This is a genomic window from Peptacetobacter sp. (assembly GCF_029264495.1).
In the GTDB taxonomy this organism is placed as follows: Bacteria; Bacillota; Clostridia; order Peptostreptococcales; family Peptostreptococcaceae; genus Peptacetobacter.
In genome coordinates this window covers 1-20,846 of sequence record NZ_JARIBH010000058.1, presented here as the reverse complement: position 1 = coordinate 20,846, position 20,846 = coordinate 1, and the positions used below count along the sequence as shown (strand labels likewise).

General features: G+C 28.1%; 15 protein-coding genes. 12 read left to right on the top strand and 3 right to left on the bottom strand.

Translation table 11 applies throughout. The features are described 5' to 3' along the window. The first annotated feature begins 118 nt into the window (after positions 1–118). The 12 genes from metK to tsaD all read left to right on the top strand — a co-directional run bounded on the left by metK (position 119) and on the right by tsaD (position 16,318). Complete coding sequence (gene metK / locus Q1J78_RS05375; protein WP_300278512.1) at positions 119–1,309, top strand: methionine adenosyltransferase; 1,191 nt, start codon at positions 119–121, stop codon at positions 1,307–1,309. 219 nt (positions 1,310–1,528) lie between these two features. Continuing rightward, positions 1,529–3,748 carry an SF1B family DNA helicase RecD2 gene (gene recD2 / locus Q1J78_RS05370; RefSeq protein WP_300278509.1) on the top strand — a complete coding sequence of 740 codons (2,220 nt, stop codon included), beginning with the start codon at positions 1,529–1,531 and terminating at the stop codon, positions 3,746–3,748. Continuing rightward, positions 3,749–4,672: a ComFC family protein gene (locus Q1J78_RS05365; protein WP_300278506.1), complete on the top strand. Its 924-nt coding sequence runs from the start codon at positions 3,749–3,751 to the stop codon at positions 4,670–4,672. 637 nt (positions 4,673–5,309) lie between these two features. Next, complete coding sequence (gene hpf, locus Q1J78_RS05360) at positions 5,310–5,870, top strand: ribosome hibernation-promoting factor, HPF/YfiA family (protein WP_300278503.1); 561 nt, start codon at positions 5,310–5,312, stop codon at positions 5,868–5,870. A gap of 284 nt (positions 5,871–6,154) precedes the next feature. Continuing rightward, positions 6,155–8,827 carry a preprotein translocase subunit SecA gene (gene secA, locus Q1J78_RS05355; protein ID WP_300278499.1) on the top strand — a complete coding sequence of 891 codons (2,673 nt, stop codon included), beginning with the start codon at positions 6,155–6,157 and terminating at the stop codon, positions 8,825–8,827. 13 nt (positions 8,828–8,840) lie between these two features. Beyond that, positions 8,841–9,957 (top strand): peptide chain release factor 2 gene (gene prfB / locus Q1J78_RS05350; protein WP_442952116.1). Its coding sequence is split into 2 segments (ribosomal slippage): positions 8,841–8,909 and positions 8,911–9,957, totalling 1,116 coding nucleotides; the frame shifts between segments, so codons are not numbered across the junction. 101 nt (positions 9,958–10,058) lie between these two features. Next, positions 10,059–12,197, top strand: coding sequence for a Tex family protein (locus Q1J78_RS05345; protein ID WP_300278493.1), 2,139 nt, complete (start codon positions 10,059–10,061; stop codon positions 12,195–12,197). A gap of 173 nt (positions 12,198–12,370) precedes the next feature. Then, positions 12,371–13,549, top strand: coding sequence for an amidohydrolase (locus tag Q1J78_RS05340; protein ID WP_300278490.1), 1,179 nt, complete (start codon positions 12,371–12,373; stop codon positions 13,547–13,549). Between the two features lie 88 nt (positions 13,550–13,637). Next, positions 13,638–14,090 (top strand): tRNA (adenosine(37)-N6)-threonylcarbamoyltransferase complex ATPase subunit type 1 TsaE, encoded by a 453-nt coding sequence (gene tsaE, locus Q1J78_RS05335; protein WP_300278487.1) that lies wholly within the window; start codon positions 13,638–13,640, stop codon positions 14,088–14,090. Continuing rightward, complete coding sequence (tsaB, locus tag Q1J78_RS05330) at positions 14,091–14,819, top strand: tRNA (adenosine(37)-N6)-threonylcarbamoyltransferase complex dimerization subunit type 1 TsaB (protein ID WP_300278484.1); 729 nt, start codon at positions 14,091–14,093, stop codon at positions 14,817–14,819. It begins immediately after the preceding gene. Between the two features lie 9 nt (positions 14,820–14,828). Then, positions 14,829–15,299, top strand: coding sequence for a ribosomal protein S18-alanine N-acetyltransferase (gene rimI, locus Q1J78_RS05325; RefSeq protein ID WP_300278481.1), 471 nt, complete (start codon positions 14,829–14,831; stop codon positions 15,297–15,299). 2 nt (positions 15,300–15,301) lie between these two features. Then, complete coding sequence (gene tsaD / locus Q1J78_RS05320) at positions 15,302–16,318, top strand: tRNA (adenosine(37)-N6)-threonylcarbamoyltransferase complex transferase subunit TsaD (RefSeq protein ID WP_300278478.1); 1,017 nt, start codon at positions 15,302–15,304, stop codon at positions 16,316–16,318. Between the two features lie 39 nt (positions 16,319–16,357). Here tsaD and Q1J78_RS05315 read toward each other — a convergent pair whose 3' ends face one another. The 3 genes from Q1J78_RS05315 to Q1J78_RS05305 all read right to left on the bottom strand — a co-directional run. Beyond that, positions 16,358–17,731, bottom strand: a complete 1,374-nt coding sequence (locus Q1J78_RS05315) for an MATE family efflux transporter (protein WP_300278475.1) — start codon at positions 17,729–17,731, stop codon at positions 16,358–16,360. A gap of 4 nt (positions 17,732–17,735) precedes the next feature. Beyond that, on the bottom strand, positions 17,736–19,652 hold the full coding sequence (locus Q1J78_RS05310; RefSeq protein ID WP_300278473.1) for an ABC-F family ATP-binding cassette domain-containing protein: 1,917 nt from the start codon (positions 19,650–19,652) through the stop codon (positions 17,736–17,738). A gap of 129 nt (positions 19,653–19,781) precedes the next feature. Continuing rightward, a partial coding sequence (locus Q1J78_RS05305; RefSeq protein WP_300278470.1) for a tyrosine-type recombinase/integrase occupies positions 19,782–20,846 on the bottom strand: 1,065 nt, incomplete at its 5' end.

Genomic DNA, 20,846 nt, shown 5'->3' with positions numbered 1-20,846 from the left:
GAAGAGGTTTTTTATTGTAAAAAAGCTAATATTATATTGGCAATAATTGTAGGAAAATCTATTATTAGGAAGATAAAAATAAATAAGGTAAATTAAAGAAAAGAGGAGGAAAAGGAAAATGGCAAGACATTTATTTACATCAGAATCAGTAACTGAAGGACATCCAGATAAAATATGTGACCAGATATCAGATTCAATATTAGATGCATTACTAGAAGCAGATTCAAAAGCTAGAGTTGCATGTGAAACAACAGTAACAACAGGACTAGTTCTTGTAGCAGGAGAAATAAGTACATCAGCATATATTGATATACCAAAATTAGTAAGAGAAACAGTTAGAGAAATAGGTTATACAAGAGCTAAATATGGATTTGACTGCGATACTTGTGCAGTTATAACATCTATAGATGAACAATCAGGCGATATAGCTATGGGTGTTGATGAAGGTTTAGAGAGTAAATCAGGAGAAGTAACAGAAGAAGAAATAGAAAAAGTAGGTGCTGGAGATCAGGGTATAATGTTCGGATTTGCTTGTAATGAAACACCAGAACTTATGCCACTACCAATATCTTTAGCGCATAAATTATCTAGAAGATTAACTGAAGTTAGAAAATCAGGACTTCTTGATTACTTAAGACCAGATGGTAAAACTCAGGTAACAGTGGAATATGAAGATAATAAACCAGTTAGAGTTCATACTGTATTAATATCTTCTCAGCATGGTGAAGAAGTAACTAATGAACAGATAAGAAAAGATTTAATAGAACATGTAATAAAAGCAGTTATACCTGCAGAACTTCTTGATGATGAAACATTATTCTATATAAATCCAACAGGTAGATTTGTTGTAGGTGGACCACAGGGAGATACAGGACTTACAGGTAGAAAAATAATAATAGATACTTATGGTGGATATTCAAGACATGGTGGAGGAGCTTTCTCAGGAAAAGACCCTACAAAAGTTGATAGATCAGCAGCTTATGCAGCAAGATATGTAGCTAAAAATATAGTAGCAGCAGGACTTGCAGATAAATGTGAAATAGAATTATCATATGCTATAGGTATAGCAAGACCTTTATCTATATTTGTAGACACATTTGGAACAGGAAAAGTTTCTGAAGAAAGACTAGTAGAATTAGTTAATAAACACTTCGATTTAAGACCAGGAGCAATAATAAGAGATCTTGATCTTTTAAGACCAATATACAAACAGTGTGCTGCTTACGGACACTTTGGTAGAACTGATATAGATCTTCCATGGGAAAGAACAGATAAAGCAGAAATACTTAAAAAAGAAGCTCTTGCTTAATACTTAATAGAGAAAATATTATGCATACATTTAGTTTATTCTAAATGTATGCATTTTTTTATGAAGAGATTAAAAATATTTTTAATAAGATACATAAACTTATACGAACTCTTGTTTGAAAAAAAGTAATACTATTAGTATAATAAAACTTATATGAAATTTTAAAAATAAAACTATATGGGAATGAATTTATAAATTTGTAAAATAAGAGGTGATAAAGTGGAGAGAATAGAAGGTCTAATAACTGATATAGTTTTTCAAAATGATGATAATGGGTACACAATAGCAAAATTTACAAATGAAGATGGAGAAATAACAGTAGTAGGATGTATGCCAACTCTTTCAATTGGTGAAACAATAGAAGTGGAAGGAAAATGGGGAAGACATAAAATTTACGGAAACCAATTTGAAGTAAGTTCATTTATGCCTGTAACACCGACATCTGTTGAAGGAATAAGAGTATATCTATCATCAGGTATGGTAAAAGGTATTGGAGAAAAAATGGCAAATAAAATAATAGAAAAATTTGGTGTCGATACATTAAATATAATACAAAATTCTCCTGAAAAACTTCAAGAAGTAGATGGTATAGGCAAAAAGAAAGTGGCCCAGATAGTAGAAAGTTATGAAGAAGACAGAGAACTTAGAAAAATAATTCTTGAATTAGCTCCATTTGGAATAACACCTAATTTATGCTTAAAAATATATAAAAAATATAATTCTAGAGCGATGAAATTAATAAAATCAAATCCATATAGATTAGCAGAGGATATAAGAGGAATTGGATTTAAAATAGCAGATAATATAGCTCAAAAAATAGGAATAGATAGAGAATCTAAAGATAGAATAAATCAAGGAATAATATTTGTCTTAAAAAATGCATTAAATGAAGGGCATACTTTTTTACCAGAAGAAGATGTAGAAAATGAGGCTATGAAATTACTTGGAGTTGATATAGAAAAGATTGACGAATGTCTACTTGATTTAGCATATGCTCAAAAAATAAAATTAGATAAAATTGGAAACAATTTAAATGTATATATTATGAATTATTATCTTGCAGAAAACGGAGTATGTAAAAAATTAATTGAATTAGCGAGTTTTAAGTTTAAAAAAGAAAAAAATATAGATATAGAAAAAGATATCAATGAAGTAGAAAAAGAAGAAAAGATAAATTTAGCAAATAAGCAAAGAGAAGCTGTTTTAGAGGCTTTGAAAAATGGAGTAAGTGTTATAACTGGTGGTCCTGGTACAGGAAAAACAACAACTATAAATACAATAATAAAAATATTTAAGCGTTGGAAAAAAGAGGTTGTACTTGCTGCACCAACAGGTAGAGCTGCTAAAAGAATGAGTGAAACTTCAAATGAAGATGCAAAAACTATACATAGACTATTAGAAATGGGATATTCTTCTGATGATGAATTAATATTTTTTAAAAATGAAGATGAACCTATAAAAGCAGATGTAATAATAGTAGATGAAGCATCAATGATAGATATAGTTCTTATGTATAGTCTGATAAATGCTATAAAACCAGGAACTAGACTTATAATAGTTGGAGATAGTGACCAGCTACCATCAGTTGGAGCAGGAAATGTTTTAAGAGATATAATAGATTCAGATGTTATAAAAGTTGTAAAATTAGATGAAGTATTTAGACAAGCTCAAGAGAGTATGATTGTAGTAAATGCACATAAAATAAACCATGGTGAAGCACCATATTTAAATGTAAAAAATAAAGATTTCTTCTTCTTAAAAGCTCAAACAAATGAAGAAATAGTAAAAACTGTAATTGGACTAGTAGAAACTAGACTACCTAAATTTTATAAAGTAGACCCATTAGATGATATACAAATATTAAGTCCTATGAGAAAAGGTGATATTGGTGTAAATAATATGAATATCATATTACAAAAATATCTAAATCCATGTTCGGAAAGAAAAATAGAAGTAAATCTAAATAAAAGAACATTTAGGGTTGGAGATAAAGTTATGCAAATAAAAAACAATTATACTAAAAGTTGGAAAAATGAAGATGAAACAGAAAGTGGAGAAGGAATATATAATGGGGATATTGGATATATTTATTATATAGATAAGAATAAAAAAATTATATACGTTATGTTTGAAGGTTCAAAAATAGCAGAATATAAATTTGAAGAATTAGATGAACTAGACCACAGTTTCTGTACAACTATTCATAAAAGCCAAGGAAGTGAATTTCCTGTAGTAGTAATACCTATATCTTGGGCACCTCCTATGTTATTATCGAGAAATCTTTTATATACAGCTATAACAAGAGCTAAAAAACTAGTTGTTCTTGTTGGGGATATAAAATATTTAAAACAGATGATACAAAATAATAGAGTAAACGCAAGATATTCAAACCTAGCCTTCAAACTAAATACAATAAAAAGAGAAGGAGTGCTAGAATAATTGAAATTTATATCAATAATTTTAGATTTTTTGTTTCCAGAAAATATAACATGTCTAATATGTAAAAGACCAATAGATCCTAATAATACATATTCTTTATGTAGGGAATGCTTTGAAGATTTAATTTTTATTAAAGATGAGTGTTATAAATGTGGAAAACCTATAATAAATAAAATAGAAATAGAAAAAGAAGAAATATTGTCAGAAAATATGATGAAAGAAATAGAAAAAAATTGTATTATTTCAGTAGATGAAAATGGTCTAGAAAAATTATCTAAATCAGATATAGATGAAGATGAAGAATATTTAATGAAAAAATTTGATGGATACAAAGAAGGTTATAAAGAAGATTATGATGATATAAAAAAAGATAAAATAGAAGAAGTTGAAAGATGTAGTTTTTGTAAAGACAAAAGATTTTATTTTGATAGAGCCATATCATGTATAGAGTATACTGAAAAAAGTAAAATATTAGTTTTATCTTTGAAATATTATGGAAATACCTATATTGCAAAATATATAGCGAATATAATGAAAGAAAAAATTGATTTTGAATGTATAAAAGCAGATTATATAATTCCAGTTCCTCTACACAAAAAAAGAATGAAAAAAAGAGGTTTTAATCAAGCGGAAAAAATTGCTATATATTTATCTGAGCTTACAAAAATACCAATGATAGATTGTATAAAAAGAAATAAAAATACGAAAAGACTTTATGCTTTAGACAAAATTGATAGAGAAAAAGAATTAAAGAATGCATTTGAAATAAAGAATGGTAGCGAAATTATAAAAGATAAAACAGTATTTTTGATAGATGATATTTTTACAACGGGAACAACAACCAATGAAATTTCAAAAAAATTAAAAATATATGGAGTTAAAAATATAATAGTAATGACATTTCTAACTAGAAATATAAATTAAAGTAAAAATAATCATTGACGATTTTGAATAAATATATTAAAATGGGAAAAGATATTTAGGTCTGTGGTTGAAAGTCCAAGCCAGTCGCAGGCAAAGGGATCCACGTAAGCTAGTCCTAAAAGCGGGACAGTGATCATGGTGCGGCCTAGAAGTAAGACCTACCGATATTCAAAAATAAATTCCAATCGAGAGAGAGTAGTAGTGATGCAACCCAGAGCGAACCCTCCAGTAGGCGAGTGTGGGGGCAAAGACCAGGTCAGCTAAATATCTAAAAAAGAGAGCGTTATGCTCTCTTTTTTATTATGATAAATTAAATATATTTATTGTTAAAAATAATTAACAAATTAATAACAAAAAAAGGAATATAATGTGGAAAAGTGAAAACCTGAAAACAAGTAATACACACGAAAAAATAGTTATCAACAAAGTTATTAACAATATCAACAGCTAAATATCCACAATATCCACTAGATATTAAACAAAAATTTTTATAAGATTTGAATAATTTTCAGAAAAGAATAAAAATTTTTTCAAAAAAAAGAGGAGATTTAACTTATATGTAGAAATATATAACTAAATAGAAAAGAAGTGCAGTGAATATATAAAAATATTCACTTGATTGAAAGGAGAGATAGTTATGAAACTTACTATATCTGGAAGACAAATGGAATTAACTCAGGGAATAAAAGAAAACGTAGAAGCTAAACTTAGCAAACTAGATAAATACGTTGCCCCAGATACAGATGTAAAAGTTACTGTGAGTGCAAGAAAAGGAAGACAGAAAATAGAGGTAACTATAACTCCTAAAAATGGACATGTTATCAGAGCTGAAGAATCACAAGAAAACTTATACCCAGCAATAGACCTTATAGTTGATAAATTAAAAATACAACTAAGAAAATACAAAGGTAAAATGCAAAAAAGAAATAAAGAAAATCAAAGTATAAGATTTGATACAGCAGAAATAAATGATATTATACTAGAAGAAGATATTGAAGAATATAAAGAAGAACCATTTGAAATTAAAAGACGTAAAAAAATAAATGTAAAACCAATGAGTGAAGAAGAAGCAGTTCTTCAAATGGAATTAGTTGGACATGATTTTTATATTTTCAAAAATGATGAAACTGATGAAATAGCTCTAGTTTATAAACGTAAAAATGGTGGATATGGTATAATTGAACAAGAAGAGTTTTAAAATATTTACTATAAAAAATCAAAAAGAAACAAGTTAAAAGCTTGTTTCTTTTTTTTGTTTTTTGAATTTAATTTTACGATAAGGTGTATTAAAATTTTCGATATTATAAATTAGAATATAATAGAGTAAATTTATTAGAGTAATAGAAGAAATATACTATAAAGATATACTTAATCTATTTTTTAAAATTTCATACAAATAGCTTTTTTTTATGGTAAAATGAAAGGTAGCATAAAATTAGAATATGTAAAAAGATTATATAAATTCAAAGGAGAGGTAAGAGTATGGGTTTTTTAGACAGCCTATTTAATATGGCAGATAGAAAAGATTTAAAGAAATTTGAAAAAACAGCAGATCTTATAGAATCATTAGAACCTAAATTTGAAGTTATGAGTGATTCTGAATTAAAAGATATGACTAATAAATTTAAAGAAAGATTATCAAAAGGTGAGACTTTAGATGATATATTACCAGAAGCTTTTGCAGTTGTTAGGGAAGCTTCAAAAAGAACTTTAGGTCTTAGACACTATAAAGTTCAGCTAATAGGTGGTATGGTTCTTCATGAAGGAAGAATAGCTGAGATGAAAACAGGAGAAGGTAAAACTCTTGTTGCGACTTGTCCAGTATATCTTAATGCACTTGAAGGTAAGGGTGTACATGTTGTAACTGTAAATGACTACCTAGCAAAACGTGACCGTGATCAGATGGCAAAAGTTTATGAATTTTTAGGTATGACAGTAGGTGTTATAGTACATGGTCAAAATCCAAAACTTAGAAAAAAACAATATGATTGCGATATAACTTATGGTACAAATAATGAATTTGGATTTGACTACTTAAAAGATAACATGGTAATACATGAAGAACAGATGGTTCAAAGAGATTTAAACTATGCGATAGTCGATGAGGTCGATTCTATATTAGTTGATGAAGCAAGAACACCACTTATAATATCAGGACCTGGAGATAAATCTACACATCTTTACACAGATGCAAATACTTTTGTTAATACACTTAAAAAAGATGACTATGAACAAGAAGAAAAAGATAAAGCTGTATCACTTACAGAATCAGGTGTAAAAAAAGCAGAAATATATTTCAATGTGGACAATATAACTGATGTAGAGCATACAGAGCTTTACCATCATATAAATCAAGCACTAAAAGCACATGTGATAATGAAAAAGGATGTAGACTATGTTTCAAAAGATGGAGAAATAGTTATAGTCGATGAGTTTACAGGACGTTTAATGTTTGGTAGAAGATACTCTGATGGACTACATCAAGCAATAGAAGCTAAAGAAGGACTAAAAGTACAAAGAGAATCAAAAACTTTAGCAACTATAACATTCCAAAATTACTTTAGAATGTATAATAAATTATCAGGTATGACAGGTACTGCAAAAACAGAAGAAGAAGAATTTAAATCAATATACAAAATGGATGTATTCCAAGTTCCTACGAATAAACCTATGATTAGAGAAGATTTACCAGATACAGTATATAAAAGTACTAGAGGTAAATTTAATGCAGTTGCAGATGATATAGAAGAAAGACATGCTAAAAATCAACCGGTTTTAGTTGGTACTGTATCAATAGAAAAATCTGAAATACTTTCTGATATATTAAGAAAAAGAGGAATAAAACACGAGGTATTAAATGCAAAATACCATGAAAAAGAAGCGGAAATAATTGCTCAGGCAGGTAGATTAGGAGCAGTTACAATAGCTACAAATATGGCAGGTAGGGGTACTGATATACTTCTAGGTGGAAACCCTTCATTTATGGCAATAAAACAAATGAAAAAAATGAATTTCACAGAAGAAACTATAAATAGAGTAAATGCAGCTAGTGAAGTGGAAGGTATACAAGAAAATGAAGAACTAGATGCAGCTAGAAAAACATATAAAAATTTATATAAAGAATTTAAAGAACAAACAGATATGGAACAAAAACAAGTTCTAGAAGCTGGAGGTCTTTGTATAATAGGTACAGAAAGACATGAATCAAGACGTATAGACAATCAGCTTAGAGGTCGTGCTGGTAGACAGGGAGACCCAGGTTCATCAAGATTTTATATAGCTCTTGATGATGATTTAATGAGATTATTCGGATCAGATAGAATTCAAGGTTTAGTTGATAAAATAGGATTAGAAGAAGATATGCCTATAGAACATAGAATGCTTACAAAATCTATAGAATCAGCTCAGAAAAAAGTAGAAGGTAAAAACTTTGGTATAAGAAAACATGTCTTAGAATACGATGATGTTATGAATAAACAAAGAGAAATAATCTACAAAGAAAGAAGAAGAGTTCTTGCAGGAGAAAATCTTCAAGAACAGATACAAGATATGATTCACTCTATAATAGTAGATGGAGTAGAAGAATATAATATAGAAGCTGGATTTAATGTAGATGGACTTAAAAAACATATATATAATAAATTTATGCCTGTAGGAAGTTTAGATAATATAAGCTTTGAAGGATTAAATTCTATAGAAATAGCTGAAAAAATAAACGAAGTAGCATTTGAACTTTATAAAATAAAAGAAGAAAATATAGGTTCTGATAGAATGAGAGAAGTTGAAAGAATAGTACTTCTTCAATCAGTTGATAATCATTGGATAGACCATATAGATGCTATGGACCAATTACGTCAAGGTATAGGTCTAAGAGCATTAGGACAGCAAGACCCTGTTATAGCATACAAAATGGAAGGATTTGATATGTTTGACGAAATGAATAAACTTATAAGAGAAGATACTGTCAAATTCTTATTCAATATAACAGTAGAAGTTCCAGCTGAAAGAAAAGCAGTGGTAGATGTTGAAAAATTAGAATCTCCTGATACTGAAGGAACAGATAAAAAACCAGTAGTTGCTGATAAAAAAATTGGAAGAAATGAGCCATGCCCATGTGGAAGTGGTAAAAAATATAAAAACTGCTGTGGAAGATAATTAGGGGGAAAAAATGCTTAATGTACAAGAATACAGACATGATATAGAAAATATGTCTGAAAATATAAAAGAATTGAGTGTTTCTCTTTGACATAGAAGGTATTAAAGAAGAAATAAAAATAAACGAAAAAGAGATGGAAAATCAAAATTTCTGGGAAGACAATGAGAAAGCACAAAAAGTATTACAAAAAAATAAAAAGTTAAATGAAACTTTAGAAAGATTTAACCAACTACAAAAAAATCTTGAAGATATAGAAGTCTTAATAGAAATAGGATTAGAAGAAGATGAAAGTGATGATATTGAAAATGAAATATCGAATTTAATAAAAAAATTAAAAGAAGATATAGATGAAATAACTATTCAAACGCTTTTAAATGGAGAATACGACAAGAATAATGCTATACTATCTATAAATGCAGGGACAGGTGGATTAGACGCTCAGGATTGGGCTCAGATGCTTTTAAGAATGTATATAAGATGGGCTGAAGGAAAAGATTATAAAGTTAAACTTTTAGATTTAATATCAGATCCAGAAGCAGGTATAAAAACAGCAGTAATCCTTATACAAGGAGAAAATACATACGGATATTTAAAAGGTGAAAAAGGAGTACATAGAATAGTTAGAATATCACCATTTGATCCATCTGGGAAAAGACATACATCATTTGCATCAGTAGATGTAATTCCAGAATTGGATGAAAATATAGAAGTACAAATAAATCAAAATGATTTAAAAATAGACACATATAGAGCCTCTGGTGCAGGTGGACAGCATGTAAATACTACAGATTCTGCTGTTAGAATAACACATATTCCAACAGGTATAATAGTTCAATGTCAAAATGAAAGATCTCAACATCTAAATAGAGAAGTAGCTATGAGAATGCTTATGGCAAAACTAATAGACATAAAAGAAATGGAACAAAAAGAAAAAATAGAAGATTTACAAGGAAAATACACTCAAATAACTTGGGGCAGTCAAATTAGATCTTATGTATTCCAACCATATAAAATGGTAAAAGACCACAGAACGAATGCTGAAGTTGGAAATGTAGATAGTGTTATGAATGGGAACATAGATATATTTATAAACTCATACTTAACACAAAAAAAATTAAATCAAAATTAATAAAAAGAGTTGGTCTTTTTAGATCAACTCTTTTTTAGTGTAGTTATTGTTAAAATAAAGTATAATAGTCTTAAATGAAAAGCGATATGGAGGCGAAAAAGTTGGATATAAAAGAAATACTAAAAAATGAATTCGATTTAAAGGATTTTCAAGTAAAAAATACAATAGAACTTATAGATGAAGGAAATACAATTCCATTTATAGCTAGATATAGAAAAGAAAAAACTGGAGAGATGAGTGATGTAATTCTTAGAAAATTTCATGAAAAGCTAGTATATTTAAGAAATCTAGAATCAAGAAAAGAAGATGTAACAAGACTTATACAAGAGCAAGGAAAACTTACTGAAGATATAAATAAATCTATAAAAAAAGCAACTACCCTTCAAGAAATAGAAGATATATATGCTCCATTTAAAAAGAAAAAAAGAACTAGAGCATCAATAGCAAAAGAAAAAGGATTAGAAAAACCAGCACTTGAAATAATGTATGGTAAAGTTGAAAATATAGAATTAATTGCACAATCATATATAAATGAGGAAAAAGATTTAAAAACTGAAGAAGACGTATTAAAAGGAATAAATGATATAATAGCAGAAATAATTTCTGATGATGCAGAAGTTAGAAAATATCTTAGAGAAAATACTAGAAAAAGAGGAAAATTAATTTCTAAAGGTGATTCAGAGGAAAAAACTGTATATGAGATGTATTATGATTATTCAGAGCCTGTAAAATATATAGCACCACATAGAATTTTGGCTATAAATAGAGGAGAAAGTGAAAAAATATTAAAAGTAAAAATAGAAATAGATGATGAATATGTTAAAAATTGGATAGGATATAGATATACTAAAAAATTATCAAAAGAGTGTAAAGAAATAGTTTTAAATGCTATAGATGATGCTTATAAAAGACTAATATTTCCATCTATAGAAAGAGAAATAAGAAATGAATTAACTGAAAAAGGACAAGAAAGAGCAATAAGTGTATTTGGTAAAAATTTAAATAATTTACTTCTTCAACCACCTATACAAGGTAAAAATGTAATGGGCTTTGACCCAGGAATTAGAACTGGTTGTAAAATAGCTGTAGTAGACAAAAATGGAAAATTTTTAGACTCTACAGTTGTATTTGTAACAGGAAGTCAAGCTAAAAAATCTGATTCTGAAAAAGCACTTATAGATTTGATAAAAAAATATAACATAGATATAATAGCGATAGGAAATGGAACAGCATCTAGAGAATCAGAATTATTTGTAGCAGAAATGATAAAAATAAATAAATTAAATGTAAAATATATGATTGTAAGTGAAGCAGGAGCATCGGTTTATTCTGCATCAGAATTAGCCGCTAAAGAACATCCAGATATAGACGTATCAATAAGAGGAGCAATATCAATAGCTAGAAGAATACAAGACCCTCTTGCAGAACTTATAAAAATAGATCCTAAAAGTATAGGTGTTGGACAATATCAACATGATGTAAATGCAAAAAGATTAGAAGAAGTTTTAGACGGAGTAGTTGAAGATGCAGTAAACAGTGTTGGAGCAGATTTGAATACAGCCTCATCATCTCTTTTAGAACATGTTTCAGGAATAAGTTCATCTGTTGCAAAAAATATAGTTGCATATAGAGAAGAAAATGGAGAGTTTAAATCTAGAAGCGAAATAAAAAAAGTTAGTAAATTAGGACCAAAGGCATTTACTCAATGTGCAGGATTTTTAAGAATACCTCATTCTAAAAATCCATTAGATAATACAGGAGTTCATCCAGAAAGCTATAATATATGCGAGAAAATGTTAAATCTACTAGGATATTCAAAAGAAGATATAGAAAATGGAAATTTAAAAGATATAGATGAAAAAATAAAATTAAAAGGAATAGATAATCTAGCAAAAGAATTAGAATCAGGAGTTCCAACACTTAAAGATATTATAGAAGAAATAAAAAGACCAGGTAGAGATCCTAGAGAAGATGGTATAAAACCGATACTTAGAACAGATGTCCTTAGTATGGACGATTTAAGAGAAGGTATGATTTTAAAAGGTACTGTAAGAAATGTTGTAGATTTTGGAGCATTTGTAGATATCGGTGTAAAAACAGATGGACTTGTACATAAAAAAGAAATGGGTAAATTTGTTAAAGATACGATGGATATAGTATCTGTTGGAGATATAATAGATGTAAAAGTTATTGGAATAGATAAAAATAAAAATAGAATCTCACTTAGTATGAATATATAAAAAATAAATTTAAAATACTGCTGAATTATTTTCAGCAGTATTTTTTAATAAATTAAAAAAATAAAATTATAAATAATTAAAAAATATAATAAAATTGATAAGCTAAAAAATTTCTAATATAATATAATATGAAACAATGTGGAAAAAATTATTCATAGAAAGGAAGATGATAAATGATTCTTTTAAAGAATGGATATATAAATACAGTTACAAATGGTGAGTTTAAAGGTGATATACTTATAAAAGATAAAAAGATAGAAAAAATAGACACATCAATAGATATAAATGATTTTAAAGAAGAAATAGAAGTAATTGATGTAGAAGGTAAAAATATTTTTCCGGGATTTATAGATGCTCATACACATCTTGGTCTTTGGGAAGATGGAATAGGGTTTGAAGGTGCAGATGGAAATGAAGAAACAGATCCTATAACGCCAAATTTAAATCCTATAGATGCTATAAATCCTATGGACCATACTTTTAGAGAAGCATATGAAGGTGGAGTGACATCTGTATGTGTAACTCCTGGAAGTGCTAATGTAATTGGAGGACAATGTATAGCTATAAAAACATTTGGGAAAAGAATAGATAAAATGATAATAAAAAATCCAGTAGCTATAAAAATAGCATTTGGAGAAAATCCTAAAAGCTGTTATGGTCAAGATGAAAAATCTCCTCAGACAAGAATGGCAATAGCAGCATCACTAAGAGAAAATTTTAAAAAAGCACAAGATTATATGGATGAAGTTAATTTTTACAGCGAATCAGATGAAAATGATATAGATAGACCAGAATATGATATGAAATTAGAAAGTTTAATACCAGTTCTTAGAAGGAGAATACCGTTAAAAGCACATGCTCATAGGGCAGATGATATTTTTACAGCAATAAGAATAGCTAAAGAATTTGATTTGAAATTAACGATAGATCATTGCACAGAAGGACATTTAATAGTAGAAGAACTTCTTGAAGAAAATGGAGAATACCCTATAATAGTAGGACCTTCTATAACAGATAGATCAAAACCAGAGTTAAAAAATTTATCATTAAAAACAGCAGGTATACTTTCAAATGCAGGAATAGAAGTATCTCTTATGACAGACCATCCTGTTATACCAATACAACATTTGCCAATGTGTGCAGGAATGGCTATAAAAAATGGAATGAAAAAAGAAGATGCATTAAGGGCAATTAGTATAAATCCAGCAAAAACATTGGGAATAGATGATAGAGTAGGTTCAATCGAAGAAGGTAAAGATGCTGATATTTCAATATGGGAAGGTTCTCCATTTGGTTTTGATGGAAATATATTATACACAATTATAGATGGTAAAATAGTTTATAGAAAATAAAGATATATTATAAATAAAAATATATTGTAAATAGAAAGTAAATATAATATAAAAAGTAATTATATAAATTTAAGTTATGGAGAAAAAGATGAAAACAATTTTTTTAGAAGATGAAACTAAAACAAAAGAAATAGGAGAAAAGTTGGGAAAAATTGTAGACAAAGGTTCTGTGATTTGTTTAGTTGGAGATTTAGGAGCTGGAAAAACTACATTAACTCAAAGTTTTGCAAAATCGTTAGGTATAGATGATTACATAACAAGTCCAACATTTACAATAGTAAATGAATATGAAGGAAGATTACCATTATATCATTTCGATGTTTATAGGATAGGATGCAGCGAAGAAATGTATGACATTGGATATGATGAATATATAAATTCGGAAGGAGTATGTATAATAGAATGGTCTAATTTAATAGAAGATATACTTCCAGATGAATATTTAAAAATAGATTTAAAATATAAAGATATGGGACGAGAAATAACATTTGAACCTATTGGAGAAAAATATGAAAAAATGGTTAAGGAGATGAATATTTAAATGAAAATTTTAGGAATGGACACATCTTCAAGAGCTTGTAGTATAGCTGTTGTTGAAGATGATTGTCTTATATGTGAATTTGTCATAAATAACAAGAAAACTCACTCACAAAAATTAATGCCTATGATAGAAACTATGTTAAATATGAGTGATTTAAGTATAGAAGATATGGATGCTATAGCTGTATCTGTTGGGCCTGGTTCTTTTACAGGGCTTAGAATAAGTATGGCAACAGCAAAAGCAATATCTCATGTAAATGATATTCCGATAATTTCAGTAAATGCATTGGAAAGTTTAGCTGCTAATATGGATCTTAATAATAAAAAAATATATCCAATATTAGATGCACAAAGAACACAAGTTTATACAGCAAAATATGAGTACAAAGATAATGAACTGTTGGAATTAGAAAGAATGGATGTAAAAGAAATAGATGAACTTATAAATATTATAAAAAATAGCAACGAAGAAACAATAGTTCTTGGTGAAGCGGTTTCAAAATATTATGATAAGTTATTAAGTGTAGAGAATATAATTATACCAGCAGTTTCTCATAATGTTACAAAAGCATCTAGTGTATGTGCTGTTGCTCTTGCTAAGTATAAAAAAGGAGAAGGAATACACAGTTGTTATGATGTAAATCCAATATACATAAGAAAATCTCAAGCTGAAGTACAGTACGAAGAAAAAATGAAAAAATTAGAAGAAAATAAAAAAGATAATAAATAAGAGGGTTTTATGGAAAGTAAAGTAAAAATTTCTGAACTTGTAATACGAGAAATGACTATAAATGACGTAGATGGAGTTTTTGAAGTTGAAAAAAATTGCTTTGAAGATTTTTGGTCAAAACAATCGTTTATAGATGAAATAAAAAATAATAATGCGAGATACCTAGTAGCACAAAATGGATCTAAAATAGTTGGATACATAGGTATTTGGTTAATACTAGATGAAGGACATATAACAAATGTAGCAGTTCATAGTGATTATAGAGGACTTAAGATAGGAAATGAACTTTTAAAAGAAATGGTAAATCTTTGTAAAGAAAATAATATAATTGCGATGACATTAGAAGTTAGGAAAAGTAATGAAATAGCTCAAAATCTATATAAAAAATATGGATTTAAAATGGCTGGAATAAGAAAAGAATACTATAGTGACAATAGAGAAGATGCTATAATTATGTGGAATCATCTTTCGGAGGTGTAAAAATGAAGGATATAATAACATTGGCGATAGAAAGTAGTTGTGATGAAACAGCAGCTTCTATATTAAGAAATGGTAGAGAAGTACTTTCAAATATAATATCAACACAAATAGATATTCATAAAAAATTTGGTGGTGTAGTACCAGAAGTCGCATCTAGAAAACATATTGAAAATATAGATATAGTTGTGCAACAAGCAATTGATGAAGCTAATATATCTATGAATGATATAGATCATATAGCAGTTACATATGGACCTGGACTTGTTGGAGCACTACTAGTTGGGTTATCTTATGCAAAAGCGATGGCATATACTTTAGATATACCGTTAGTTGGAGTAAATCATATAGAAGGTCATTTAAGTGCAAATTATATAGCTCATAAAGATCTAAAACCTCCATTTATAACATTAATAGTTTCTGGAGGACATACTCATCTAGTAGAGGTTAAAGATTATGGTGAATATGAAATTTTAGGAAGAACTAGAGACGATGCTTCAGGAGAAGCCTTTGATAAAGTTGCAAGGGCTATGGGCCTTGGATATCCAGGAGGACCTATAATAGATAGACTTGCAAAAGAAGGAAATAAAGATGCTATAGAATTCCCAAGAGCTTATATGGATGAAGGGTATGATTTTAGTTTTAGTGGAATAAAATCAGCAGTATTAAACTATCTAAATGCTAAAAAAATGAAAAAAGAAGAAATTGTTGAAGCAGATGTAGCAGCTTCATTCCAAGATGCTGTAACAGATGTTTTAGCAAATAAAGCTATCAAAGCTGCAAAAGAAAAAGGGTACAATATAATAACACTATCTGGTGGCGTTGCTTCAAATTCTGGACTTAGAGAAAAGATAGAAATTTTAGGTAAAGAAAATAAAATAGATGTAAAATATCCTCCAGGAATTCTATGTACTGATAATGCAGCTATGATTGGATGTGCAGGATATTATAATTATATAAAAGGTAGAGTAGATGATATGAATTTAAATGCAGTACCAAATCTACAAATAACAGAAAAATAATATAAAAATCAGCTAGATAATATCTAGCTGATTTTATTTTTATAAATTTTTTACAATATTAACAGCCCATTTTTTACTTAAAGCTCTAGGAACACCAAATATAAATTTTATAATTTCTTCAATAGAAGTACACCGTACAAGAAGATATATAGGAATTCCAAATTTTGCAGCTAAAAAAGTAAGAGGAACAGAACCAAGCCACATAGAAGACATTTCTATTATTAAGGCTAGTTTAGTATCTCCACCACTTCTTAGAACACCAATAATTATAAAAGTATTGAAAGCTCTTAAAGGCATTACAATAGCCATTATTGTAAATATTTTTATAATATCAGGTTTCATGGTATCTGAAACATTGAATAAAATAAGCAATCCTGGAATAGAAATAATTAATAAAATCCCCATTACAAAACCTACAGCAGTAACTATAAAACCTAATTTTTTTGAATATTCAATAGCTCTTTCAATATGATCTGAACCGAGTTCATTACCTAACATAATTGAAGAACCCATAGCAACACACATTGCGGTGATTATAAAAAAGTTACTAGTGGTAGTAGCTATTTGACTAGATGCTATAGCAGAAGTTCCAGCCATAGCATATGCTACGGAATAACAAACTGTTGCAATTGCCCAAAATGATTCATTTAAAAATATAGGAATGCTTTTAGAAGCAAAAGCAGATAAAAATTCTTTATTGAACATGCCAAAATGACTCAAATCAAATTTAAGCATATAGTCTTTTTTATATATATACACATAAAAAATCATAATAATTGATTCTATAATTCTGGCAATTAAAGTTGCAAGTGCAGCACCTCTTACACCCATATAAGGAAAACCAAAGTGTCCAAATATAAGTGCGTAATTAAAGAATATATTTATTATAATAGCAATAGCACTACATTTCATACCAATATTAGGATTTTTTATACTACGAGAACATACACCAAAGCCCATACTAATAGCCGTAAATGGGTAGCTAATTACAACTATTTTGAAATATTTTTTACATAAAGAAACAACTTCTAAATCATGAGAAAATATATGTATTATACTTTCTGGTGATAAAAAAGCTATAATAACAAAAGGTAAGCTAAGTAGTAATCCCAATAAAATACTAAGTGCGGTTATTTTTTTTATATTCAAAACATCATTTTTCCCGAAAAACTGAGAAATAAATAAACCAGAACCTCCAAGAATACCAGCAATACACATATTAAAAATAAAAAAGAATTGGTTTGCAACACCAACAGATGCAACAGATACTTCTCCCAAACTACTTATCATAACAGTATCTATTACATTTACTGAAGATGAAATTAAATTTTGTATTATTATAGGAATACAAAGAGAAAAAAGAATTTTAAAAAATCTCTTATTTTCGTCATTAAAAGCGAATAAATTTTTCAATAAATTACTCCATTATCTGTTCCCATTTTTCATAAAGGGAAGCTAATTTATTTTCTAATTCAGATTTTTCTAAATTAACCTCTTTAGATTTTTCTGGATTTGAATAAACTTCTTCTTGACAAAGCATAATATCAAGTCCAGCTATTTTCTTTTCTATTTGTTCAATATCACTTTCTAATTTTTTTATCTTATTTTTACTCCGTTTTTCTATATCTCTTTGTTCTTTTTCTTTTTTTCGTTCTTCTTTTATTTGTGTTTTAGTTTTAGTTTCTAAGACTTCTTCTTTATTCATCTCAGCAAGTTGTCTTTTCTTTTCTATATAATAGTCGTAATTTCCAAGATATTCAGTAACGCCATTTTCCCCTAGAACAAGGATTTTATCGACAACTCTATTTAAAAAATATCTATCATGTGAAATAGTAAATATTGTACCAGTATAATTTAAAAGTGCTTCTTCTAAAACTTCTTTTGAATCTATATCTAAATGATTTGTAGGTTCATCTAAAAGTAAGAAATTAGAATTAGATAATATAAGTTTAAGAATAGCAACTCGAGCTCTTTCACCACCACTTAGAGATGATATTTTTTTAAATACATCATCATTTTCAAATAAAAATGCTCCTAGCATAGTTCTAATTTCCGTCTGAGTAAGATGAGGATTAGAATCCCAAATTTCATCTATTATAGAATTGTCTAAATTAAGAGTTTTTTGTTCCTGATGGAAATAAGCAGTATGGACATTCGTTCCAAATTTTACAGTTCCTTCCATAGGAGTTAGTTCATTCATAATTATTTGGAATAAAGTTGATTTTCCAGCACCATTAGGACCGATTAAAGCAACTTTTTCACCCCTATAAATATCTAAATTTAAATCTTTAAAAAGAATTTTATCAGGAAACTCCATTTTAACATTTTCTATAGATAAAACATCATTTCCACTTTCAGTAGATGGTATAAACTTAATTTTTGCTCTTTTTCTATCACCATCAGGTCTTTCTATAATATCGACTTTTGAAAGAGCTTTTTCTTTACTTCTAGCACGTTTTAAATGCTTTTCTCTACCATAGGCTTTTAATCTTTCAATTGATTCTTCTTGTAGTTTTAATTCTCTTTGTTGATCTTCATATTTTTTTCTTTCTATTTCTTTATCAACAGCAGATTTTTCTATGTAATTAGAATAATTACCATTATAAGCTTTTAATTTTTTATTATGTATTTCAAATATTCTATTTACTGATTGATCCAAGAAATACCTATCATGAGAAATAAGAATAACAGTTCCTTTATACTGTTTAAGGAATAATTCTAACCATTCAAGAGCATCGGCATCTAAATGGTTTGTGGGCTCATCAAGTAAAAGTAATGTAGGTTTTTTTAATAACAATTTTGCAAGTAAAACCCTAGTTTTTTCTCCACCAGAAAGAATTTTAATAGGTTTTTCTAACTCATCATCGTTAAAACCTAAACCTTTTAAAACACCTTTTACTTCAGATTTATATCCATATCCATTAGAATTTTGGAATAATTCTAATTTATGTGAATAATTATCCATAAGTTTTTGTAAGTCAGGAGAATTTTTTTCTGAACTTTTTTCAGAAATAAGATGTTCCATATCTCTTAATTCCTGTTCCATTTTCATGAGATCATTAAATACTTCTAAAACTTCTGTAAAAATAGTATTATCTGAATAAAAATTTGTATTCTGCTCTAAATAGCCAATTTCACAGTCTTTTGATGTGTATATATCTCCACCATCATAGTCTGATAAACCGGCAATGATTTTAAATAAAGTGGTTTTGCCAGTACCATTTACACCTATGACGCCTATTTTGTCACCCTCATTGACTGTAAAACTTATGTTTTCGAGTATTGATTCAACACCAAAACTCTTATTTAAGTTATTACATGATAAAATAATCATAAATTTCTACCTCCTCAAGCTACCTAAAATTATAATGTTTTGTTATAATTTAAAATCTAAAGAATATTGAAATTTCAACGCCTAAAACAACTTTATTTAAAATAATTCCGACATTTTTCCGACAATCTGCTAAATGTCGGAAGTTTTTGCAAAAGAAGTGAATTTTTTTAAAGCTTCTTTTTTTGCATCTTCAGTTGATTTTACATAGATATTCATTGTAGTATTAATATTAGCGTGGCCAAGTCGCGTTTGAACATCTTTCATTGTAGCTCCAGCCTCTAACATCATAGTAGCGTGCGTATGTCTGAAAAGATGCATTGAAAAATTAATACCAGTTGTTTTTTTCAATCTTGCTGATGCATTTGTAAAATGTTGTTGAGTCATAAATTTGCCACTCGGCATTGTAAATACAAGATTTTCTTTATAATTAATATAGTAGCATCCATATTTAAGTTTATTTTCATTTTGACTTTTTTTCAAGCTTTTTAATATTTTTTCAACATCTTTATTGAAATAAATATCTCGTAAAGAGCTACTTGTTTTTGTCGAAGTAAGCTGAAATTCATTAACATCTTTGTGAATAAGTGTGTGACGAATGTGGATTAATTTTTCTTCAAAATCTATATCTTCCCATTGAAGTGCAAGAGCTTCTCCAACTCGCATTCCAGTGTTGTATAAAAAAAGACACATTTCTTTAAAATTACAAATATCTTTTCCTGCATCTAAAAGAGTGTATAAATTTTCTTTAGAAATTATTTTTTTTTCTTCATTTTTACCATCGATTTTTGGCATTTTTACATTGCTACAAGGATTTGAATCCAAAAGTTCTAATGGAAAAACTGCATAATTCAAGCAAGAATTTATTATATTTCTTAAAATTCTAGCTTGCGAATTTTTATAACCTTCTTTTTTTAAGTTATTAAAAAATGAATTTATAACACGAGCTTTTATATCGACGATTTTATAATTGCCAATTTTAGGGAAAATATGTAATCTAGCATTATTTTTATAAGTGTTTTGAGTATTTATCGAGCAGTTAAGCTCAACATATTCTTTAAACCAAATATCGAATAATTCTTTAAATGTAATTTTAGTTTCTTCCTTATATCCTTTTTTTAATACTTCAGCTTCAAATAAAGCCATTTTTTGAAGTGCTTCTTTTTTAGTTTTTCCACCTGCTCTTTCTACTCTTTT

Coding starts and splice junctions, on each gene's coding strand:
- metK (WP_300278512.1), top strand. CDS start 119: ATGGCAAGACATTTATTTACATCAGAATCAGTAACTGAAGGACATCCA.
- hpf (WP_300278503.1), top strand. CDS start 5,310: ATGAAACTTACTATATCTGGAAGACAAATGGAATTAACTCAGGGAATA.
- secA (WP_300278499.1), top strand. CDS start 6,155: ATGGGTTTTTTAGACAGCCTATTTAATATGGCAGATAGAAAAGATTTA.
- Q1J78_RS05340 (WP_300278490.1), top strand. CDS start 12,371: ATGATTCTTTTAAAGAATGGATATATAAATACAGTTACAAATGGTGAG.
- tsaE (WP_300278487.1), top strand. CDS start 13,638: ATGAAAACAATTTTTTTAGAAGATGAAACTAAAACAAAAGAAATAGGA.
- tsaB (WP_300278484.1), top strand. CDS start 14,091: ATGAAAATTTTAGGAATGGACACATCTTCAAGAGCTTGTAGTATAGCT.
- rimI (WP_300278481.1), top strand. CDS start 14,829: ATGGAAAGTAAAGTAAAAATTTCTGAACTTGTAATACGAGAAATGACT.
- tsaD (WP_300278478.1), top strand. CDS start 15,302: ATGAAGGATATAATAACATTGGCGATAGAAAGTAGTTGTGATGAAACA.
- Q1J78_RS05310 (WP_300278473.1), bottom strand. CDS start 19,652: ATGATTATTTTATCATGTAATAACTTAAATAAGAGTTTTGGTGTTGAA.